The sequence below is a fragment of the Hyphomicrobium denitrificans ATCC 51888 genome (genome assembly GCF_000143145.1).
Taxonomy (GTDB): Bacteria; Pseudomonadota; Alphaproteobacteria; order Rhizobiales; family Hyphomicrobiaceae; genus Hyphomicrobium_B; species Hyphomicrobium_B denitrificans.
This window is the reverse complement of record NC_014313.1, coordinates 3,459,085-3,476,251: the sequence shown is the minus strand read 5'-3', so window position 1 is coordinate 3,476,251 and position 17,167 is coordinate 3,459,085. Positions and strand designations below refer to the sequence as shown.

The 17,167-nt window shown below is 60.9% G+C and carries 20 protein-coding genes; 5 read left to right on the top strand and 15 right to left on the bottom strand.

The annotated features are described in order from the left end of the window. Nucleotides 1-234 precede the first annotated feature (234 nt). From HDEN_RS16870 to HDEN_RS16855, 4 genes are all read left to right on the top strand, one after another. Complete coding sequence (locus HDEN_RS16870; protein ID WP_245256674.1) at nucleotides 235-1,716, top strand: murein hydrolase activator EnvC family protein; 1,482 nt, start codon at nucleotides 235-237, stop codon at nucleotides 1,714-1,716. Then, complete coding sequence (locus HDEN_RS16865) at nucleotides 1,716-3,146, top strand: S41 family peptidase (RefSeq protein WP_013217361.1); 1,431 nt, start codon at nucleotides 1,716-1,718, stop codon at nucleotides 3,144-3,146. Before HDEN_RS16870 ends, HDEN_RS16865 begins: the two co-directional genes overlap by 1 nt. An 86-nt stretch (nucleotides 3,147-3,232) precedes the next feature. After that, nucleotides 3,233-3,766 carry an RNA pyrophosphohydrolase gene (locus HDEN_RS16860; protein ID WP_013217360.1) on the top strand — a complete coding sequence of 178 codons (534 nt, stop codon included), beginning with the start codon at nucleotides 3,233-3,235 and terminating at the stop codon, nucleotides 3,764-3,766. A 183-nt stretch (nucleotides 3,767-3,949) separates the two neighbouring features. Continuing rightward, the gene (locus tag HDEN_RS16855; RefSeq protein WP_013217359.1) at nucleotides 3,950-4,471 is read left to right on the top strand and encodes an RNA pyrophosphohydrolase; all 522 of its coding nucleotides are present in this window, start codon (nucleotides 3,950-3,952) and stop codon (nucleotides 4,469-4,471) included. An 82-nt stretch (nucleotides 4,472-4,553) separates the two neighbouring features. On the opposite strand, the gene HDEN_RS16850 is transcribed toward HDEN_RS16855, so the two are convergent. From HDEN_RS16850 to HDEN_RS18420, 12 genes are all read right to left on the bottom strand, one after another. Beyond that, on the bottom strand, nucleotides 4,554-4,952 hold the full coding sequence (locus tag HDEN_RS16850; RefSeq protein ID WP_013217358.1) for a F0F1 ATP synthase subunit epsilon: 399 nt from the start codon (nucleotides 4,950-4,952) through the stop codon (nucleotides 4,554-4,556). Nucleotides 4,953-5,005: 53 nt separating this feature from the next. After that, nucleotides 5,006-5,278: a hypothetical protein gene (locus HDEN_RS16845; RefSeq protein WP_013217357.1), complete on the bottom strand. Its 273-nt coding sequence runs from the start codon at nucleotides 5,276-5,278 to the stop codon at nucleotides 5,006-5,008. A gap of 59 nt (nucleotides 5,279-5,337) precedes the next feature. Continuing rightward, nucleotides 5,338-6,771, bottom strand: a complete 1,434-nt coding sequence (gene atpD / locus HDEN_RS16840) for a F0F1 ATP synthase subunit beta (protein ID WP_013217356.1) — start codon at nucleotides 6,769-6,771, stop codon at nucleotides 5,338-5,340. Between the two features lie 22 nt (nucleotides 6,772-6,793). Beyond that, nucleotides 6,794-7,198 (bottom strand): organic hydroperoxide resistance protein, encoded by a 405-nt coding sequence (locus tag HDEN_RS16835; RefSeq protein ID WP_013217355.1) that lies wholly within the window; start codon nucleotides 7,196-7,198, stop codon nucleotides 6,794-6,796. A gap of 16 nt (nucleotides 7,199-7,214) precedes the next feature. Next, nucleotides 7,215-8,105, bottom strand: coding sequence for a F0F1 ATP synthase subunit gamma (locus HDEN_RS16830; RefSeq protein WP_013217354.1), 891 nt, complete (start codon nucleotides 8,103-8,105; stop codon nucleotides 7,215-7,217). 26 nt (nucleotides 8,106-8,131) lie between these two features. Beyond that, a complete protein-coding gene (gene atpA / locus HDEN_RS16825; protein WP_013217353.1) occupies nucleotides 8,132-9,661 on the bottom strand; it encodes a F0F1 ATP synthase subunit alpha in 1,530 nt (509 codons plus the stop codon). A 127-nt stretch (nucleotides 9,662-9,788) separates the two neighbouring features. Then, on the bottom strand, nucleotides 9,789-10,352 hold the full coding sequence (locus HDEN_RS16820; protein WP_041922118.1) for a F0F1 ATP synthase subunit delta: 564 nt from the start codon (nucleotides 10,350-10,352) through the stop codon (nucleotides 9,789-9,791). Between the two features lie 453 nt (nucleotides 10,353-10,805). Next, entirely contained in the window at nucleotides 10,806-11,195 is a 390-nt protein-coding gene (locus tag HDEN_RS16815) for a YraN family protein (RefSeq protein ID WP_013217351.1), read from the bottom strand. Further along, nucleotides 11,192-12,133: a 16S rRNA (cytidine(1402)-2'-O)-methyltransferase gene (gene rsmI, locus HDEN_RS16810; protein ID WP_013217350.1), complete on the bottom strand. Its 942-nt coding sequence runs from the start codon at nucleotides 12,131-12,133 to the stop codon at nucleotides 11,192-11,194. Before rsmI ends, HDEN_RS16815 begins: the two co-directional genes overlap by 4 nt. Nucleotides 12,134-12,235: 102 nt before the next feature. Continuing rightward, nucleotides 12,236-12,637, bottom strand: a complete 402-nt coding sequence (locus HDEN_RS16805) for a hypothetical protein (RefSeq protein ID WP_013217349.1) — start codon at nucleotides 12,635-12,637, stop codon at nucleotides 12,236-12,238. A gap of 292 nt (nucleotides 12,638-12,929) precedes the next feature. Beyond that, nucleotides 12,930-13,793, bottom strand: coding sequence for a tRNA glutamyl-Q(34) synthetase GluQRS (gluQRS, locus tag HDEN_RS16800; RefSeq protein ID WP_013217348.1), 864 nt, complete (start codon nucleotides 13,791-13,793; stop codon nucleotides 12,930-12,932). 165 nt (nucleotides 13,794-13,958) lie between these two features. Beyond that, nucleotides 13,959-14,111 carry a hypothetical protein gene (locus HDEN_RS18420; RefSeq protein ID WP_169305498.1) on the bottom strand — a complete coding sequence of 51 codons (153 nt, stop codon included), beginning with the start codon at nucleotides 14,109-14,111 and terminating at the stop codon, nucleotides 13,959-13,961. Between the two features lie 166 nt (nucleotides 14,112-14,277). On the opposite strand from HDEN_RS18420, the gene HDEN_RS16795 reads away from it, so the two are divergent. Next, nucleotides 14,278-14,847: an HNH endonuclease gene (locus tag HDEN_RS16795; protein WP_013217347.1), complete on the top strand. Its 570-nt coding sequence runs from the start codon at nucleotides 14,278-14,280 to the stop codon at nucleotides 14,845-14,847. Nucleotides 14,848-14,857: 10 nt separating this feature from the next. Here HDEN_RS16795 and HDEN_RS16790 read toward each other — a convergent pair whose 3' ends face one another. The 3 genes from HDEN_RS16790 to HDEN_RS16780 form a co-directional block, all read right to left on the bottom strand. Then, complete coding sequence (locus HDEN_RS16790; RefSeq protein WP_013217346.1) at nucleotides 14,858-15,076, bottom strand: hypothetical protein; 219 nt, start codon at nucleotides 15,074-15,076, stop codon at nucleotides 14,858-14,860. An 855-nt stretch (nucleotides 15,077-15,931) separates the two neighbouring features. Next, a complete protein-coding gene (locus tag HDEN_RS16785; protein ID WP_013217345.1) occupies nucleotides 15,932-16,453 on the bottom strand; it encodes a disulfide bond formation protein B in 522 nt (173 codons plus the stop codon). A 103-nt stretch (nucleotides 16,454-16,556) separates the two neighbouring features. Beyond that, nucleotides 16,557-17,138 (bottom strand): YqaA family protein, encoded by a 582-nt coding sequence (locus tag HDEN_RS16780; RefSeq protein ID WP_013217344.1) that lies wholly within the window; start codon nucleotides 17,136-17,138, stop codon nucleotides 16,557-16,559. Nucleotides 17,139-17,167: the final 29 nt, after the last annotated feature.

Genomic DNA, 17,167 nt, shown 5'->3' with positions numbered 1-17,167 from the left:
GAATAGGGCTCGCATTACGCATTTGAAATTTGCGCTCCTCGGCAAATGTCTTAATCCTTGCGACGCATCATATTTGGCTCCGGCCCCGAGGCGGATTTCCCCTCACTCCCCGGCCCCATGCGCTTTTCGACCTGAGGCCCAGTGAACAACCAGTTGTCGGCATGTCGGAACACTTGGCGGCGGCGCCCCGGCGCTGGCCCGAGCCTCCGCGTTCTTGCGGCCGCAGCGCTGTCGATGGCAGCAGTCGCGCCGCTCGCGGCACAGGATGCTGTTCCGACGGATCCCGACACGGCCCGCAAGGTTCTCGATCAGAAGCGCCAGCAGCTCAATGAAAACGCCGCCAAGGAACTCACGATCCGTTCCGATGTCGCGGAACTGGATGCCGAGCGCGAACGGCTGAACTCGCGCCTCATCGAAACGGCGCACCTGATCCAGCGCGGCGAAGCGAAGATGACGGCAATCGAAGGCCGCCTCTCCGAACTGGGCGAGCAGGAAAAAATGGTTCGCGGTTCGCTCGAGCAGCGGCACGCCCAGATCGCATCGCTCCTTGCGGCCTTGCAGCGGATCGGACGCAATCCGCCGCCGGTTCTCGTCACCCGTCGCGAGGACGCACTCAAGATGGTGCGCAGCGCGATGCTGCTCTCCTCGGCCTTTCCGGAATTGAAAGATCAGGCCGTCACCCTCTCGGCGAGACTTAGCGAGCTGCAGAACGTGATGGCGAGCATCCGCACCGAAGGCGCACACCTTCGTGCCGAAACCGATCGCCTGAATGAGACGCGCACGCGCCTCGCGAGCCTGATGGAAGCTAAAAAGCTGTCGCTGGCCGACCGCCAGACCGAGTTGGCCGAGGTGCGCGTCGCGGCGGGCGAGATCACGAAAAACGTCGGCAACCTGACCGAACTCATTACGCGCCTCGATCATACCGTCACCGAAAAGACCGGCCTCGGCGCTTACAACAGCCAGCTGAAAAACGACCAGCGCGCCGCCGCGCCGCAAGCACCGGCGTCGTCCGGACCGCAGATCATCACGCCGCCGCCGGAAGCGCCCGAAATTGCGAGCGCCGCCGCCGATGCGGCAGCTGCGAAAACGCCACCCTCCGCGACTCCCGCCGCTGCCGCCCCCGTCGCCGCAGCATCCGGCGCAGCGGCGGAAGCGGTCGCGCCTCCGGCCAAGGTCGCCATATTGACGCCACCGCCTTCACCCAAGCAGGCGATGGTCGAGCTGGCTCCGTCCGGCACGTCACTCATTCCGGGCAATGCCGGCCGGATCAAACCCGCGATCCCCTTCGCATCGGCGCAAGGCAAGCTGCCGCTTCCGGCGCAAGGCCGCCGCGCCTTGTCGTTCGGCGATCGCACACAATACGGCGGCCAGTCGAAAGGCACTGTTATCGAAACGCGTTACGCGGCGCAGATTACGTCACCCTGTGACGGTTGGGTCGTTTACGCAGGTGAATTCCGCAGCTACGGGCAACTCTTGATCATCAACGCGGGCGGCGGCTATCATGTCCTGCTCGCTGGCCTCTCGCAGATCGACGTCCGGTCCGGTCAGTTCGTATTGGCCGCAGAGCCCGTCGGTACAATGAGTGGCGGTCAGAAGAATACGCCGTCTTCGGCGCAAATAAGCGGACCCGTTTTGTACGTTGAATTTCGTAAGGACGGGCGTCCCATCGACCCCGGTCCCTGGTGGGCATCAGGTCAGCAGAAGGTACAAGGCTAATGCGCAAGACTGATTATGCTTTCTGGACATTCCTGCTGATGACAGGCTTGGCCGGGGCGACGACACTCCTCAACGTCACGCAGACATACTCCGCGACGTCATCGCAAAATTCCGAGCTCTATAAGCAGCTCGATCTTTTCGGCGACGTTCTTGAACGCGTGCGCTCCGACTACGTGGAGAAGCCCGACGACACGCAGCTCATCGAGTCGGCGATCAACGGCATGCTGTCGTCGCTCGATCCGCACTCGTCCTACATGAGCCCGAAAAACTTCCGCGATATGCAGGTGCAGACGCGCGGTGAGTTCGGCGGTCTTGGCATCGAAGTCACGATGGAGAACGGCGTCATCAAGGTCGTCTCTCCGATCGACGACACGCCGGCTGCGAAAGCCGGCCTGATGGCGAACGACTTGATCACGCATCTCGATAACGAAGCGATTTCCGGCCTGACGCTTGAGCAGGCCGTCGAGAAAATGCGCGGTCCCGTCAACACGCCGATCATGTTGACCGTCGTGCGCAAGGGCAAGGACGATCCGTTCGACGTCAAGGTCGTGCGCGACGTCATTCGCATCAATCCGGTTAAGTCGCGTGCCGAAGGCGATATCGGCTACATCAAGGTTTCGACCTTCAACGAGCAGACACACGCCAATCTCGTGAAGGCCGTGGAAACGCTCGACAAGCAGATCGGCCCGAACCTCAAGGGCTGGGTCATCGATCTGCGCAACAACCCCGGCGGTCTCCTCGACCAGGCCATCGCCGTTTCCGACGACTTCCTCGAGCAGGGCGCGATCGTTCTGACCAAAGGCCGCAACAACGAGGAAACGCAGCGCGCCAACGCCCGTCCGGGCGACATTTCGGACGGCAAGAAGATCGTCGTGCTGATCAACGGCGGCTCGGCCTCGGCATCCGAAATCGTTGCCGGCGCGCTTCAGGATCAGAAACGCGCAACGATCATCGGCACGCGTTCGTTCGGCAAGGGCTCGGTCCAGACGATCATTCCGCTCGGCGCCAATGGTGCGATCCGCCTGACCACGGCGCGCTACTACACGCCGTCGAACCGTTCGATCCAAGCCAAGGGCATCGAGCCGGATATCGTCATCGACGAGGCGATCCCGGACGATCTGAAGGACAAGATCGGCGCTGACAAGCCGCGTGGCGAGGCGAGCCTTCGCGGTCACCTGAAAAACCCCGACGGCAGCGCCAAGGAAGGCAAGGATGAAGAATCCGGCTCGTCGTCATACGTTGCCAAGGATGCCGACAAGGATACGCAGCTTCAGTATGCGCTAAGCTTCCTGCACGGCACCGCCAAAGGTCCGGAAGCGGCGAACAACGCCTCTACCGCTCCGGCAGCGCCCACGACCCCTCCGGCGGCAAACAGCAGCGGCACCACCACGCCGACGCCGCCGGAAGAGAAGAAGACGACGCCGAACTGACATCGCGCCGTCAAACACCCAAGCTTTGAAGGGCGCCCTCGCGGCGCCCTTCGTTTGCGCAGAACTTGCCAGGAAGGCCCGAACCGATGACCGAGAACTCTGAGAAACTGGTAGATCCCAACAGCCTGCCGTACCGCCCCTGCGTCGGGCAGATGGTGGTCAACTGGAACGGGCATGTCTGGATCGGCCGCCGCGCCGGCTCGCAGAACGACTCGGAGGGCAAAGGCACATGGTGGCAGATGCCACAGGGCGGCATCGATCCCGGCGAAGAGCCAGCCGCCGCCGCGCGACGCGAACTCTTTGAGGAAACAGCGATCCGCTCGGTGGACCCGATCGCTGAGCTTCCACGCTGGCTGACCTACGATCTCCCACCCGAATTGATCGGCAAGGCCTGGGGTGGCCGCTATCGCGGACAGAAGCAGCGCTGGTTCGCGTATCGCTTCCTCGGCGATGATAGCGAAATCAACATCACGCCACCGCCCGGACACGACGCTGAGTTCATCGAATGGCGCTGGAGTCCGGCAACCGAACTCCTTGATCTGATTGTGCCTTTCAAACGCGACGTCTATCGCGACGTGCTCGCCGCGTTCGTGCCGCTGGCTAAGCCGCTGGCGCGATAAGGGCCTCGAAGCTCACACTCCAGATCGTACCGGCCGCTCGCGCGCAGCAACGCGCGACGGCGCCTGTGAATTGTCTGCGCTGTTCCAAATGTGACAGCGTAATGTCATACGGCTGCTATCTTTTTCTGGACAATGACGAATCATGCCATCCATTTGTCCACAGGTTATGCACGGACTGTCCATATGACGTTGCTGCCCAACCCGTCGGAACTATCGCGCGCCGTCCTGCCCTTCCGGTCGTGCGTCGGCATCATGCTGCTCAATCGGGATGGACTGGTCTGGGTCGGGCGCCGCCGTCCCAAATGGGCGAGCGATCACATGGCCCACATCTGGCAGATGCCGCAGGGCGGGATCGACAAATATGAGCCGCCGCGCATCGCGGCACTTCGTGAGCTGCGTGAGGAAACAGGCGTCACCAGCGTCGAGGTTATCGGCGAACATGCCGATTGGCTGACCTACGAGCTTCCCGAGAACCTGCTCGGCATCGCCCTCAAAGGCCGTTACCGCGGACAGCGGCAGAAGTGGTTCGCGATGCGCTTTCTGGGCGACGACAGCGAGATCGACATTGCACCGAAAGGCGCTACGAAAGCAGAGTTCAACGCTTGGCGATGGGCACCGATCGAAAGCGTGCCGAAGCTGATCATCCCGTTCAAACGCGACGTCTACGAACGCGTCACGTCCGCATTCGGACATCTCACAGGCTGACGGCTCTGCAGCACTTGCAGCCAAACAAAAAGCCGGACGCAAGGTCCGGCTTTTGTTTAATCCAGAAATTCCGAACGAACGACTAGGCGGCCTTCGTCGACAAACGCTTCAGTTCGTTGACGAGCGTATCCGCCATGCGCTTGGCATTGTCGTCTTTCGCAGCAGCCAATTCGGCTTCTGCCAACTTCAGCTCTTCCGCGATCGCCGAAGCCGAAAGTTCTTCGACGTCATAAGCCTTCTCGGCCAGAACCGTCAGACGAGACGGATCGACCTCAGCGAAGCCCGACTTCACGAACAGCCGGCGCTTGCTGCCGCCCGCCGTCACGTCGAGAACGCCCGGACGGAGCGTCGCGATCACCGGCGCATGACCGGCGAGAACGGCAAACTCCCCATCGGAGCCCGGCACGACGACTTGATCGGCGTCGATCGAAAGCAGCACCCGCTCTGGCGAGACGAGTTCGAATTTGAATGTACCTGCCATGTCGTGTCCGTTGTTCCCGGAACCCTAATTCATTTCTCGAGACGCAGAGCGGCTTAAGCGCTCTTCGTCTCCTCGTCGTCGTCGCCTTCCGCTCCGGCCTTGGCGCGAACCTCTTCCGGCGTCTGCAGCTTGGTTCCGCAGAACGGGCAGAAGAAAAGCGGATGGTCGACGAGACCCGGCTCTTCTTCCTCGAGATCGACCAGCCCGACAGTCATGTAGATCACGCTGTCGGGTCCAACCGTAATCAGGGGTTCGAAATCGCCGCCTTCGAGAGCCTCTTTCAGCTCCTCGCAGCAGCTTCCGAACGATGTCGCGGCATCCGCCATGTATTCAATCTCCTGGGCCCGCGACGATGCGGGCTGTTCGCCCGCAGCGCTTGCCGGTTTTAAGCGGCTTCTGCGAGCTTCTCGGCCTTCGCGATCGCCTCGTCGATAGTACCAACCATGTAGAAGGCCGGTTCCGGAAGGTGATCGAATTCGCCGTCGCAAAGACCCTTGAACGCCTTGATCGTATCCGGCAGCGAGACGAGCTTGCCCGGCGAACCGGTGAAGACTTCGGCCACGTGGAACGGCTGCGACATGAAACGCTCGATCTTACGTGCGCGGGCGACCGTCAGCTTATCTTCTTCGCTGAGCTCGTCCATGCCAAGGATCGCGATGATGTCCTGCAGCGACTTGTACTTCTGGAGGATCGCCTGGACCTTACGAGCGACCTGATAGTGCTCTTCGCCAACGATGCGCGGGTCGAGCATGCGCGACGTCGAGTCGAGCGGATCGACGGCCGGGTAGATGCCCTTTTCTGCGATCGAACGCGAAAGAACGGTCGTTGCGTCCAAGTGGGCGAACGAAGCGGCGGGAGCAGGGTCGGTCAAGTCGTCGGCCGGCACGTAAATGGCCTGCACCGAGGTGATCGAACCCTTCTGCGTCGTGGTGATGCGTTCCTGCAGCGCGCCCATGTCGGTCGCGAGCGTCGGCTGATAACCGACCGCCGAAGGAATACGGCCGAGAAGCGCCGACACTTCCGAACCCGCCTGCGTGAAGCGGAAGATGTTGTCGACGAAGAACAGCACGTCCTGACCCTGGTCGCGGAAGTGCTCGGCGACCGTCAGACCCGAAAGCGCGACGCGCGCACGTGCGCCCGGCGGCTCGTTCATCTGGCCGTACACGAGAGCGCACTTCGAGCCCTTCGCCGAACCATTGTTCTTCTTCGGGTCGAGGTTCACCTTCGACTCGATCATTTCGTAATAGAGGTCGTTGCCCTCACGCGTACGCTCGCCGACGCCGGCGAACACCGAGTAGCCGCCGTGAGCCTTCGCGACGTTGTTGATGAGTTCCATGATCAGAACGGTCTTGCCGACGCCGGCGCCGCCGAACAGGCCGATCTTGCCGCCTTTCGCATAAGGCGCCAGCAGGTCGACGACCTTGATGCCCGTAACGAGGATCTGCGCTTCCGTAGCCTGATCGGCGAACGTCGGCGACGGCTGATGGATGGCGCGGACGCTCGGAGTTTTGATCGGACCGGCTTCGTCGACCGGCTCGCCGATGACGTTCATGATGCGGCCGAGCGTTTCATCGCCGACCGGCACCGAAATCGGTGCGCCCGTGTCGACGACTTCTTGCCCGCGAACAAGACCTTCCGTCGAGTCCATGGCGATCGTGCGAACCGTGTTCTCGCCGAGATGCTGCGCAACTTCGAGCACCAGGCGATTGCCGTGGTTCTTCGTCTCGAGAGCGTTCAGAATTTCCGGCAACTGACCCTCGAAATGCACGTCGATGACGGCACCCGTGACCTGTTGAATCTTCCCTACGTTCTTAGCCATTTTAATCTCCAGCGGAATGTGATCAGGCGACGGTCAGCGTCACGGGGATGTTGTTGCGCGTCGCCTTGGAATACGGACAAATCTGATGGGCTTCTTCGATCAGCGCCTGAAGCTTGGTCTTGTCGGCGCCGGGAATTGACAGAGTGAGTTCGGCCTTCAGGGCAAAGCTCGTTTCGTCCTTGTCGAGTTCGACCTTGCAGCCGACTCGTGCAGCCTGACCGTCGAGCCCATGCTTCTTTGCCAGAAGCAGGACGGCCTGACCGAAGCAGGACGACCAGCCGAGGGCGAAAAGCTGCTCGGGATTGTGTCCCTCGCCCGAGCCGCCCAAGTCTTTCGGCAGCGCCATCGCAAGCGCCAGCTTTCCGTCATCGAGAACGGCACGGCCGTCACGGCCGCCTTTTGTCGTCGCATGCGTAACATATGCCATGAGACTAGCCTCCAGATCAGAGCGCTTCCGCGCCCGAAATGATCTCGATCAGTTCCTTCGTGATGTTCGCCTGACGCTGGCGGTTGTACTTGATCGTCAGCTTGTTGATCATGTCGCCGGCGTTGCGCGTTGCGTTGTCCATCGCCGACATGCGCGCGCCTTGCTCGGACGCCGCGTTCTCGAGAAGACCCCGGAAGATCTGCGTCGAGATATTGCGCGACAGGAGGAAGCCAAGAACTTCCTCTTCGCCCGGCTCGTATTCGTGGATCGCGGTTGCAGCGCTGCTCTTCGCAGCTTCACTGCTTTCTTCGTCCACCTTGGCGGGGATGAGCTGCAGCGCCGTCGGCTTCTGCGCGATGACCGATTTGAATTCCGAGAAATAGAGCGTCGCGACGTCGAATTCGCCAGCTTCAAACATTTCAAGCACGCGGTTCGCAACACCTTCGGCATGACCGAAGTTGAGCTGACGCACGCCCTGGAAATCCTTGCGCTCAGTGATGTTCTTGCCGAGGTCGCGGCGCAGGTTGTCGGCGCCTTTGCGCCCAACCGTCATGATCTTGACGGTCTTGCCGCTGGCAATCAGCCGCTGTGCATCGGCACGTGCAAGCTTCGAGATATTCGAGTTGAAGCCGCCGCAGAGACCGCGCTCCGCCGTCATGACGATCAGCAGGTGAACCTGGTCCTTGCCGTTGCCGACGAGCAGCGGCGAAGCGCCGTTCTTGTCGGCGACCTTGGAAGCGAGGCTTCCGAGCACGGTCGCCATGCGTTCCGCATAGGGACGCGCAGCCTGAGCAGCTTCCTGGGCGCGGCGCAGTTTCGCCGCGGCCACCATCTGCATCGCCTTGGTAATTTTCCGCGTCGCCTTAACTGAGGCGATGCGGTTGCGCATATCTTTTAAGCTCGCCATCGGGCGCTCTCCTCAAGAGGTCCCGATTAAGCCGTGAAGCTCTTCGAAAACTTGTCGAGGAATTCGACGAGCTTCTTCTCGGTATCGGCCGACAGCGCCTTCTCTTTCGCGATCGCTTCGAAGATCGACTTTTCCGAACGCAGTCCGGAAAGAACGCCCTGCTCGAACTTGCCAACCGCCGCAACCGGGATCGAGTCGAGATAACCGCGCGTACCCGCGAAGATCACCGCAACCTGCTCTTCCATCTTGAGCGGCGAGAACTGCGGCTGCTTCAGAAGCTCCGTCAGACGCGCGCCGCGTGCGAGCAGCTTCTGCGTCGCAGCGTCGAGGTCCGAACCGAACTGAGCGAAGGCCGCCATTTCGCGGTACTGGGCCAGCTCGCCTTTGATCTTGCCGGCGACCTGCTTCATGGCTTTCGTCTGCGCCGACGATCCGACGCGCGACACCGAGAGACCGACGTTCACGGCCGGACGGATGCCCTGATAGAAGAGATCCGATTCAAGGAAGATCTGGCCGTCGGTGATCGAAATCACGTTCGTCGGAATGTAGGCCGAAACGTCGTTCGCCTGCGTTTCGATGACCGGCAGCGCCGTCAGCGAACCATTGCCGGATGCGTCGCCGAGCTTCGCGGCGCGCTCGAGCAAGCGAGAGTGAAGATAGAACACGTCGCCCGGATAGGCTTCGCGGCCCGGCGGACGGCGAAGCAGCAGCGACATCTGACGATACGCAACGGCCTGCTTGGAAAGATCGTCATACGCGATCACGGCATGCATGCCGTTGTCGCGGAAGTATTCGCCCATCGTGCAGCCGGTGAACGGCGCGAGGTACTGCATCGGCGCCGGATCGGACGCGGTTGCCGCGACGACGATCGAATACTCAAGCGCGCCGCGCTCTTCGAGAACCTTGACGAACTGCGCCACCGTCGAGCGCTTCTGACCGACCGCGACGTACACGCAATAGAGCTTTGCGCCTTCGTCGTTTCCGGCGTTCAGCGATTTCTGGTTGAGGAAGGTGTCGAGAATGACCGCCGTCTTGCCGGTCTGACGGTCGCCGATGACGAGCTCGCGCTGGCCGCGGCCGATCGGGATCAGCGAGTCGATGGCCTTGAGGCCCGTCGCCATCGGCTCATGCACCGACTTGCGGGGCAGAATGCCAGGCGCCTTGACGTCGACGCGCATCTTCTTGTCGGCCTTGATCGGGCCTTTGCCGTCGATCGGGTTGCCGAGGCCGTCAACGACGCGGCCGAGCAGGCCCTTGCCGACCGGGACTTCCACGATGGCGCCGGTTCGCTTGACGGTGTCGCCTTCCTTGATGGTGCGGTCGTCGCCGAAAATAACGACGCCGACGTTGTCGGCTTCGAGGTTCAGCGCCATGCCGCGAATGCCGCCCGGAAACTCGACCATCTCGCCCGCCTGGACGTTGTCGAGCCCGTAGACGCGGGCGATGCCGTCACCGACCGAGAGCACTTGGCCGATTTCGGAGACCTCGGCTTCCTTACCGAAGTTCTTGATCTGATCCTTGAGGATCGACGATATTTCTGCGGCCCGGATTTCCATAGACGTAAGACCCTCTTCCCTGGTCGTTTCGTTGGCGGAGCCTCGAAGCGGCTCCCTGTTCAATTCTCGGCTATGTCAACGAAAATGCCGCCCGGTTCGCCCGCACGGCATTTTGAATTCTGATGCGTCAGGTGCTGGCTTCGGTCAAAGCCAGTTTGATGTTCTGCAGCTTGGTCTTGAGCGACGAATCGATCATCCGGCTGCCGAGCTTGACGATAAGACCACCAAGCAGGCTCGGATCGACGCGCGACTGCAGCGTCACGTCCTTGCCGACCGATGCTTTCAGCGTTTCTTTAAGCGCTGCGATCTGTTCGTCATTGAGCGCAACGGCGCTCGTGACCTCGGCCGAGACTTCGCCACGCGCCTTGGCGGCGAGCGCGCGATAGGCCTTGATGATGTCCTGAACGACGAACAGACGGCGATTGCTCGCAACGAGCTTCAGGAAGTTCGCGGCGAGACCGCTGATTCCGACTTTCTCGAGAAGCGCGGAGATGGCGCGGCTCTGATCGTCCGCTGCGATCACGGGGCTCCGGACGAGCCGAACGAGATCTGGACTTTCGTCCAAGAGACTTTGAAACTTTCTAAGGTCGCCTTCGACGTCGGCAACCTTGGAGCTTTCGCTCGCGAGATCAAAAAGAGCCGAGGCATAGCGCCCGGCCACGCCTTCAACGATGGTATCGTCAGTAGCCACGTCGCTCACACCGTCGCGCCTGGGCGCATAAGGGGCTGGGCACAAAAAGCCCGAGACTACGCCCGCTTCAAGGAAAAGCCTTCGCTAAAATAAAGGCGCAAGGGGCTAGAAACCACCAGCCGCCCTTCGAAAGCCGCGGTTCCCTTAACATGCGCTCATGCCGCCTTCAACCGGCCGTTTTAGGGGCGCGTTGCCGCATAACAGTGGGCGGAGAAGCACGAATATCGGCGCGGCAAAAGAGCGACCGGCATTCAACGCGCCCGCGCGCCGCCCCGAAAGATGAACGTTTGCTGCAAGGCCCGTTCAAATCGCGTTCAGCCGCCAGAGTTTAAACCTTATTTCGATCGGTCGTTTCCGATCGGTTTGCAATTTTACGTCTTTGCACTCGCCTCTCTGGACTTGGGCCCGCTTCAACGGGCCCAATTTTTTTGCCCAGGCTCTATTTGCTCAGATTCAGAGCGCGTCCCGCATCACGATCGGGAACCGCCACGGCAGGACGAAGACGAGGTCAAATCCGACGTCATGACTTTGGTATTGCGGATTGCGCGCCAGCCATAGGTCGGCGGCGCGCCGCACGCGGCGGCGCATGGTGAGCGTGATGGCGTCCTCAGCCTCCTCGGACGAGGCCCGCCGCTTCACTTCGACGAACGCCACGCGCCGGCCCTTGATCGCAATGAGATCGATCTCTCCGACCGGCGTCTTGAACCGGCGTCCGAGAATACGATGCCCGAGCGCCATGTAGACAGCCGCGACGACCATCTCCGCATTGAGCCCGCTGCGATAGCGTCGACGCCGGATGTCGGAGAGCGGCCGGGCTTGATCGTCATTGGCATTCGAACTCACGGACTTTCATCCTTCGCCTTGACGCCCAACGCATAGACCCGCGACTTCGGCACACCAAGTTCGCCGGCGATCGTTTTCGCGGCATCCTTGAGGCTCATCGCGCCGAGCACTTCATCGAGCCGCGTGCTGATCGCATCGTCGCTGACAACCTGCGGTTCCGCCGGTCCGATGACGATGACGATCTCACCCTTCAAGACCGAGCCCGCGAAGTCATCCGCAAGCGCGCTCAGCGTGCCCCGCGCAATCGTTTCGTGCAGCTTCGTCAGTTCCCGGGCGACGACCGCGGCGCGATTGCCCAGCACGTCCGCCATGTCGGCAAGCGCCTCCTGGACGCGATGCGGTGCTTCGAAAATCACGAGAGAACTGGGAATATTTGCGATTTCAGCAAGCCGCGTGCGCCGCGCCGCCTGCTTCGGCGGCAGGAAGCCTGCGAAGAAAAACGCGTCCGTCGGCAACCCGCTCGTCGTCAGCGCCGTGAGCACCGCCGACGCGCCAGGTATCGAGGTGACACGAATTCCGCGCGACGCGGCCGTCCGGACAAGCCGAAAGCCGGGATCCGAAAGCAACGGCGTTCCGGCATCGGAAATGATCGCGATGCGCTTGCCGGCCTCCGCTTCGCTTAAGACGCGCTCGATCTCACGATCTTCGTTGTGTTCGTGCAGCGGCAGCGTCTTCGCCGCGATGCTGTAATGCTGAAGCAGCTTCGCCGAATGGCGCGTGTCCTCGCAGTAGACAATATCGGCGCGCGATAAAACAGCCAGCGCTCTGAGCGTGATGTCGGCGAGATTCCCAATTGGCGTTGCGACGAGATAAATCCCCGACGCAAGCGGCGCTCCGGCGAGGTCCTCAAGCGCCTCGCGCGCGCGATCCGCGACCTTTGACGTCTGCGCCGGGTTTTGCTGCCTGTCTGCCGGTTTTGGATCTCTGGACACAAGCATGCCTTTGCCGCCGCGAAGAGCGCAACAATAGCAAAAATAGTCTGAGGCGCGAAAGCTCTCGCATGGCCCGCCTCGACGGCGGCAAAAACCGTGGGGCTGCCTTTAAGCCGCGATGGCGTCGCCGAACGGGCGCGGTGCGAACGGCGGCGGCTGCAGATCGAGCATGTGAACGCTGGCAGGCCGGCGGCGTCCGCCCATATCCATTACCGCCGAAAGCTCATCGACCAGCGACGCCAGGGCATATTGGGCCAGATCGAGTTGTAGAGCCGCCGACGTGTGGCAGCGCGTCGCCTCTTCGGCACGCGAAAGCGCACCTTTGACCGTGTCTGAGAGACAGGCCCATTGCTCGACGAATGTCAGACGGCGCGGCTCGACATACCGGGCAATCTCGGCCTTTTGCGGTTTCGCGACCGGCCATATCTGGCGCGCGTGGCGAATCCAGGCCGAAATCCGCGATAAAAGGGCCGAATCCCCGACAAGCCTATTTGTCGATGTATAGAGCATGATTCCCAAGGATGTAGGGAAAAGATAAGCGGGCCGTTAAAATTTGAGGTGATTTGTCAAAATACACAAGTAGAGGCGCCGCCATTATTTCAATTTATTTCTAATGAGCGTGAATCCCTGGAATCACACCAAATGACGGGAATCGCAAATAAGGCCCTGATTGGTAATATCCAACTTCGGTGCGCGAGCGAGAAGCGAAGGGCTTTATCTGCTTGTTCGCTGGCGGCCAGAAGAGCTGCTGAGAATAATCAAAGAGTCAAATCGAGCATATGCGCGCCGGAATCAATTCCGGTCACGCCAATCCAATGACCTTTCGGATATCAGCAGGCGTCGCGCCTTCGTCCCGCAATGCGCGCAATCCCATATCCTGATTTGATTTCGAAAGCTTTCGTCCATCCGCCCAGCAAATCACGCGGTGATGCGAATAGAGAGGCTCCGGCAAATCCAGAAGCTCTTGCAATAACCGCTGCAAATCGGTCGCTGCAAAAAGATCGCGGCCGCGCGTGACGTGCGTGACGCCCTGGCGCGCATCGTCCACCACCACCGAAAGATGATAGCTCGCCGGAACATCCTTGCGCACGATGATGGCATCGCCCCAGCGATGCGGTTCGGCGGCAATCGTCTGCGCTGTCCCGTCTTCACCGATCTCCGTGAACGTCAGAGGTTTGTCGCCAAGCTTGGCGCGCAACACGTCCAATGCCGCATCCATATTGAGCCGCAGTGCTGGCGTATCTCCGGCTGCCATGCGCTCGCCGATCTGTTCGGCCGACGCGCCTTTCCAAAGCCCCGGATAGCGCGGCGCGCCATCTGGGTCAGCCGTTTCCGGATCAGCGGCGGCTGCGATTTCGCTGCGCGTCGCAAAACACGGATAGAGAAGCCCCATTCCGATCAGCTTGTCCGCCGCCGCGAGATATTCGTTGAAATGCTCCGACTGGACGAGCACCGGCTCTTCCCATGCAAGCCCAAGCCAACGCAGATCCTCGAAAATGGCAGCGACGAATTCCGGCCGCCTGCGCTCGAGATCGATGTCCTCGATCCGCAGCAGAAAACGACCGCCGTTCAACTGCGCCGTATCGTGCGCGATGATCGCGGACAGCGCGTGCCCGACATGCAGCAGACCGTTCGGCGAGGGAGCAAATCGCGTGATCGAACTCATTGGCCAACCGTCCGGCCCGCGGAACGGCGCGCATTGAGCGAGACCTTCGCGATCTCGCGCCGTCGATGCACGATCATAAACGCAAACAATAAGCCTATCGCCAGCGCCAGCGCCGACGGCGCCAGCTTCCAAAACACATCCACGCGCAAGATCCCTCTACGCAAGCTACGCCCGCTCGAAATCGCAGATTAAGCGCTCGCAGGCGGCGATAAAAGTGTCGTCCAACAGTGACGACTTGGTGACCCCGGCATCGGCAGCCGCTAAAAACTGTTTCGAGGATTGCGCAGGCGCATCGACGCCATCGATGCGGGTGAACAATCGGCAATCCGCGCGTCATATGACCGCGCAAGCCGCTCAAATACGGCAAAAATCTCGGCGAGAGCCTACATTAGAGCGGATGCTTCACAGAATTGATATGCGCGGCTAGTATCCCGGCGCCCTGACGAGGCAGACGCGATTCGACGGAACAAAAACCGCGAGGTTGATGGCTACCGTGAATGCTCACGCGACAATCCCGGATAATTGTCCGGCTCTGGTCCTGAACGCCGACTTCCGGCCGCTCAGCTACTATCCGTTGTCGCTGTGGAGCTGGCAGGACGCGGTCAAAGCCGTGTTCCTGGATCGGGTCAACATCGTTTCCGAATACGAACGCTATGTCAGAAGTCCGTCGTTCGAGCTGAAGCTGCCGAGCGTTGTTTCACTCAAAACGTATGTAAAGCCGGCGCTCTATCCTGCGTTCACGCGCTTTAACGTGTTTCTGCGCGATCGCTTCACCTGCCAGTATTGCGGCGACAAGAGCGATCTGACGTTCGATCATCTCATTCCACGCTCACGCGGCGGACAAACGCGTTGGGACAATGTCGTCACCGCCTGTGCGCCGTGCAATCTCAAGAAGGGCGGGATGATGCCGAAGGTCGCCGGAATGTTTCCGGCGCATGAGCCGATGCGGCCGACAGTTTTCGATCTGCATAGAAATGGGCGGCTTTTTCCGCCCAATTATTTGCATGAAAGCTGGCTCGATTATCTCTACTGGGATACCGAACTCGAACCGTAGGCGTAGCTTCCTACGCCGCGCGCTGCATTGGATGCGCGCAAATTTCCGTCGCGATGAGATCGACGGCCCGCTCCCACGTTGCGACATCGCCCGCATTCAATCCGAACGCCTTGAGCGCGTCCTGCGGCGCACCGCCATCGCGGAAAATGCGCGCGCATTCCTGACGGCTGACGGCGACGGCCTGATGCCACTGGATGGGATTGAGATAATCAGGAACCGAGGGGGTCATGTTACAGCTCCGCATAAAACTTCATACTGGAGGGAACTTGAAAGGTGCCTTCCGTGTTCCCGGCAGGCGGCAGACACACAGAGCGCTGTGACACCACTACGCAAAACCTTGTCACGTGATGTCTCGATTGAGGGCTAACTCGATCACGCTCCGTGTGTCTGCCAGCTCATTGGGAAAGCCGGCTGCCTTCCAAATCTCGTTTCGACGAACGCAAACAGCGACACGCAATACCGACACGGGAACGCGACTACCAAACTCAACGCGCTGACTGATCTCCCGATGGCTTTCGAGCCGCCATCAGAACGTCGCGCGCAACATCTCCAACCGGACGCCAATCCCAGTCATCAGATCCCGCATGAAGCCCAGGGCCCGACAAAGGACCGTGAGGCAGCGTGCGGGCGAACCGCCGGGACATACGCATCGACGAGTTTGTCGAAGCGGTTCGCCTTAGTTTTTTGAACGTTCCGGACAGAACTTCTTTTGGCGTCCGTCCGCACTCAGACACAACGCTACGCAACAAACGCTTACGATACGCAACAACGCAACGCGCACTCAAAGACGGGACGCGAACACGCTCGCAAGGACCACCGAGGGCAGGCAGCTCGGGAACCGATCCCGAAAGACGCAACTCGAACGCCACTTGAAACTCCCTCGACGCTTGGAACGTCACCAACTCGGCTGTGTGTTCCGCGAACGAAGAGAGAATAGCCGTCACATTCAGGCAACGCGAAGGCGCGATTCTGTCAGTGCGATGATATTCGATTGACAGTATCGAGCCCGCAACGAAATCAAGGTTTTCGTGCGTTGCGAGAATTGTGGACAAAGTCCAGGAGGCGCGGAAAAGCGGGACGCGCGCTATCGGCGTCCGGCAGCGGCGGCAAGCCCGGCGCGAAGCGCCAGCGCCATGATCAGCAGTGACGACACAACGTTCCAGCCGGCGAACGAAATTCCCAGAAACCGGAACGACGCCTCGTCGCAGCGCATCACCTTGATGCCCTGGATGTCGTTGAGCAGGCCGCCCGCCGTCGTGCTGAGCGACTCCCCGCCCCCGCACGTCTCCGGGCCGGGCCAGAATTTCCATTCCGCGCCAGCGTGATAGACGCCGAGACCGGCGTTGGCGAGGAACGCCAGCGCGACCAGAAAGAACAGGATCGCGGCAAGCCCGCGGTAGCTGCCCGATGTCAGCGCGAGAGCAACGAAAAGAACCGGCACCGCGGCGTAGTAGGCGTAGCGCTCGATCAGGCAGAGCATGCACGGCACGTAGCCGCCGATGTACTGGAACCCGAGAGCCGCGAGAATGGCGCCTGTGGTCAGGAACAGCGCTACGGCGCCGTAGCGATAGTCGGCTCCACGTTCGGCATGTGCAGCAAGCGCCATGAGATGGTCTCCGCTAGTGCTTCCGGAAAAGTCGAAACCGTTTTCCGGTCAGAAGCACGATCAGACAGAAAACTAGAGCGTTTCCGAGCCTCTGCGGAAGGCTCTAGAAGATATACTTGACCGCGACAAACCCGCCGATCAACAGAACGAAAAAGACCGTCATCACCAGGCTGAGACGCTTCTCGATGAACTCGCGGATCGGTTCGCCTGCGTAGTATAGCAGTGCGGCGACCATGAAAAAGCGCATCGCCCGCGCCACGATGCTCGCGCCGATGAACGCCAGCAGGTCCATATGCCCGACCCCTGCCGCAATCGTCACGACCTTGTACGGGATGGGCGTCATGCCCTTGATGATGACCGCTGGCACGCCGTAATCGCGGACGAACGCCATGAAGCTGTCGAGCGCATGCTCGCGCCCGTAGAATTTCAGGATCGGCAGCCCGACCGCGTCATACAGGAAGTAACCGATCGCATAGCCCAGAAGCCCGCCGAGCACGGAGGCGACGGTCGCAATGGTCGCGTACCACCAGGCCTTCTCGCGCCGGCTGAGGATCATCGGGATCAGCATCACGTCGGGCGGGATCGGGAAAAACGAGCTTTCGACGAACGATACGCCAGCGAGCGCGGCCGGAGCCTTGTCGCTTGCCGCCTTTCGCATTGTCCAGTCGTAGAGTCCCCGAAGCATGCGGCGTGCTTAAATGGCGTCCAGTGAAT

What these genes read in the sequence shown, in the direction of transcription:
- HDEN_RS16795 (WP_013217347.1), top strand. Translation starts at nt 14,278, where the DNA reads ATGGCTACCGTGAATGCTCACGCGACAATCCCGGATAATTGTCCGGCT.
- HDEN_RS16850 (WP_013217358.1), bottom strand. Translation starts at nt 4,952, where the DNA reads ATGGCAGGTACATTCAAATTCGAACTCGTCTCGCCAGAGCGGGTGCTG.
- HDEN_RS16805 (WP_013217349.1), bottom strand. Translation starts at nt 12,637, where the DNA reads ATGCTCTATACATCGACAAATAGGCTTGTCGGGGATTCGGCCCTTTTA.
- HDEN_RS16845 (WP_013217357.1), bottom strand. Translation starts at nt 5,278, where the DNA reads ATGGCGGATGCCGCGACATCGTTCGGAAGCTGCTGCGAGGAGCTGAAA.
- HDEN_RS16860 (WP_013217360.1), top strand. Translation starts at nt 3,233, where the DNA reads ATGACCGAGAACTCTGAGAAACTGGTAGATCCCAACAGCCTGCCGTAC.
- HDEN_RS16835 (WP_013217355.1), bottom strand. Translation starts at nt 7,198, where the DNA reads ATGGCATATGTTACGCATGCGACGACAAAAGGCGGCCGTGACGGCCGT.
- HDEN_RS16870 (WP_245256674.1), top strand. Translation starts at nt 235, where the DNA reads ATGGCAGCAGTCGCGCCGCTCGCGGCACAGGATGCTGTTCCGACGGAT.
- HDEN_RS16785 (WP_013217345.1), bottom strand. Translation starts at nt 16,453, where the DNA reads ATGGCGCTTGCTGCACATGCCGAACGTGGAGCCGACTATCGCTACGGC.
- HDEN_RS16865 (WP_013217361.1), top strand. Translation starts at nt 1,716, where the DNA reads ATGCGCAAGACTGATTATGCTTTCTGGACATTCCTGCTGATGACAGGC.
- atpA (WP_013217353.1), bottom strand. Translation starts at nt 9,661, where the DNA reads ATGGAAATCCGGGCCGCAGAAATATCGTCGATCCTCAAGGATCAGATC.
- atpD (WP_013217356.1), bottom strand. Translation starts at nt 6,771, where the DNA reads ATGGCTAAGAACGTAGGGAAGATTCAACAGGTCACGGGTGCCGTCATC.
- HDEN_RS16830 (WP_013217354.1), bottom strand. Translation starts at nt 8,105, where the DNA reads ATGGCGAGCTTAAAAGATATGCGCAACCGCATCGCCTCAGTTAAGGCG.
- HDEN_RS16855 (WP_013217359.1), top strand. Translation starts at nt 3,950, where the DNA reads ATGACGTTGCTGCCCAACCCGTCGGAACTATCGCGCGCCGTCCTGCCC.
- rsmI (WP_013217350.1), bottom strand. Translation starts at nt 12,133, where the DNA reads ATGCTTGTGTCCAGAGATCCAAAACCGGCAGACAGGCAGCAAAACCCG.
- gluQRS (WP_013217348.1), bottom strand. Translation starts at nt 13,793, where the DNA reads ATGAGTTCGATCACGCGATTTGCTCCCTCGCCGAACGGTCTGCTGCAT.
- HDEN_RS16780 (WP_013217344.1), bottom strand. Translation starts at nt 17,138, where the DNA reads ATGCTTCGGGGACTCTACGACTGGACAATGCGAAAGGCGGCAAGCGAC.
- HDEN_RS16790 (WP_013217346.1), bottom strand. Translation starts at nt 15,076, where the DNA reads ATGACCCCCTCGGTTCCTGATTATCTCAATCCCATCCAGTGGCATCAG.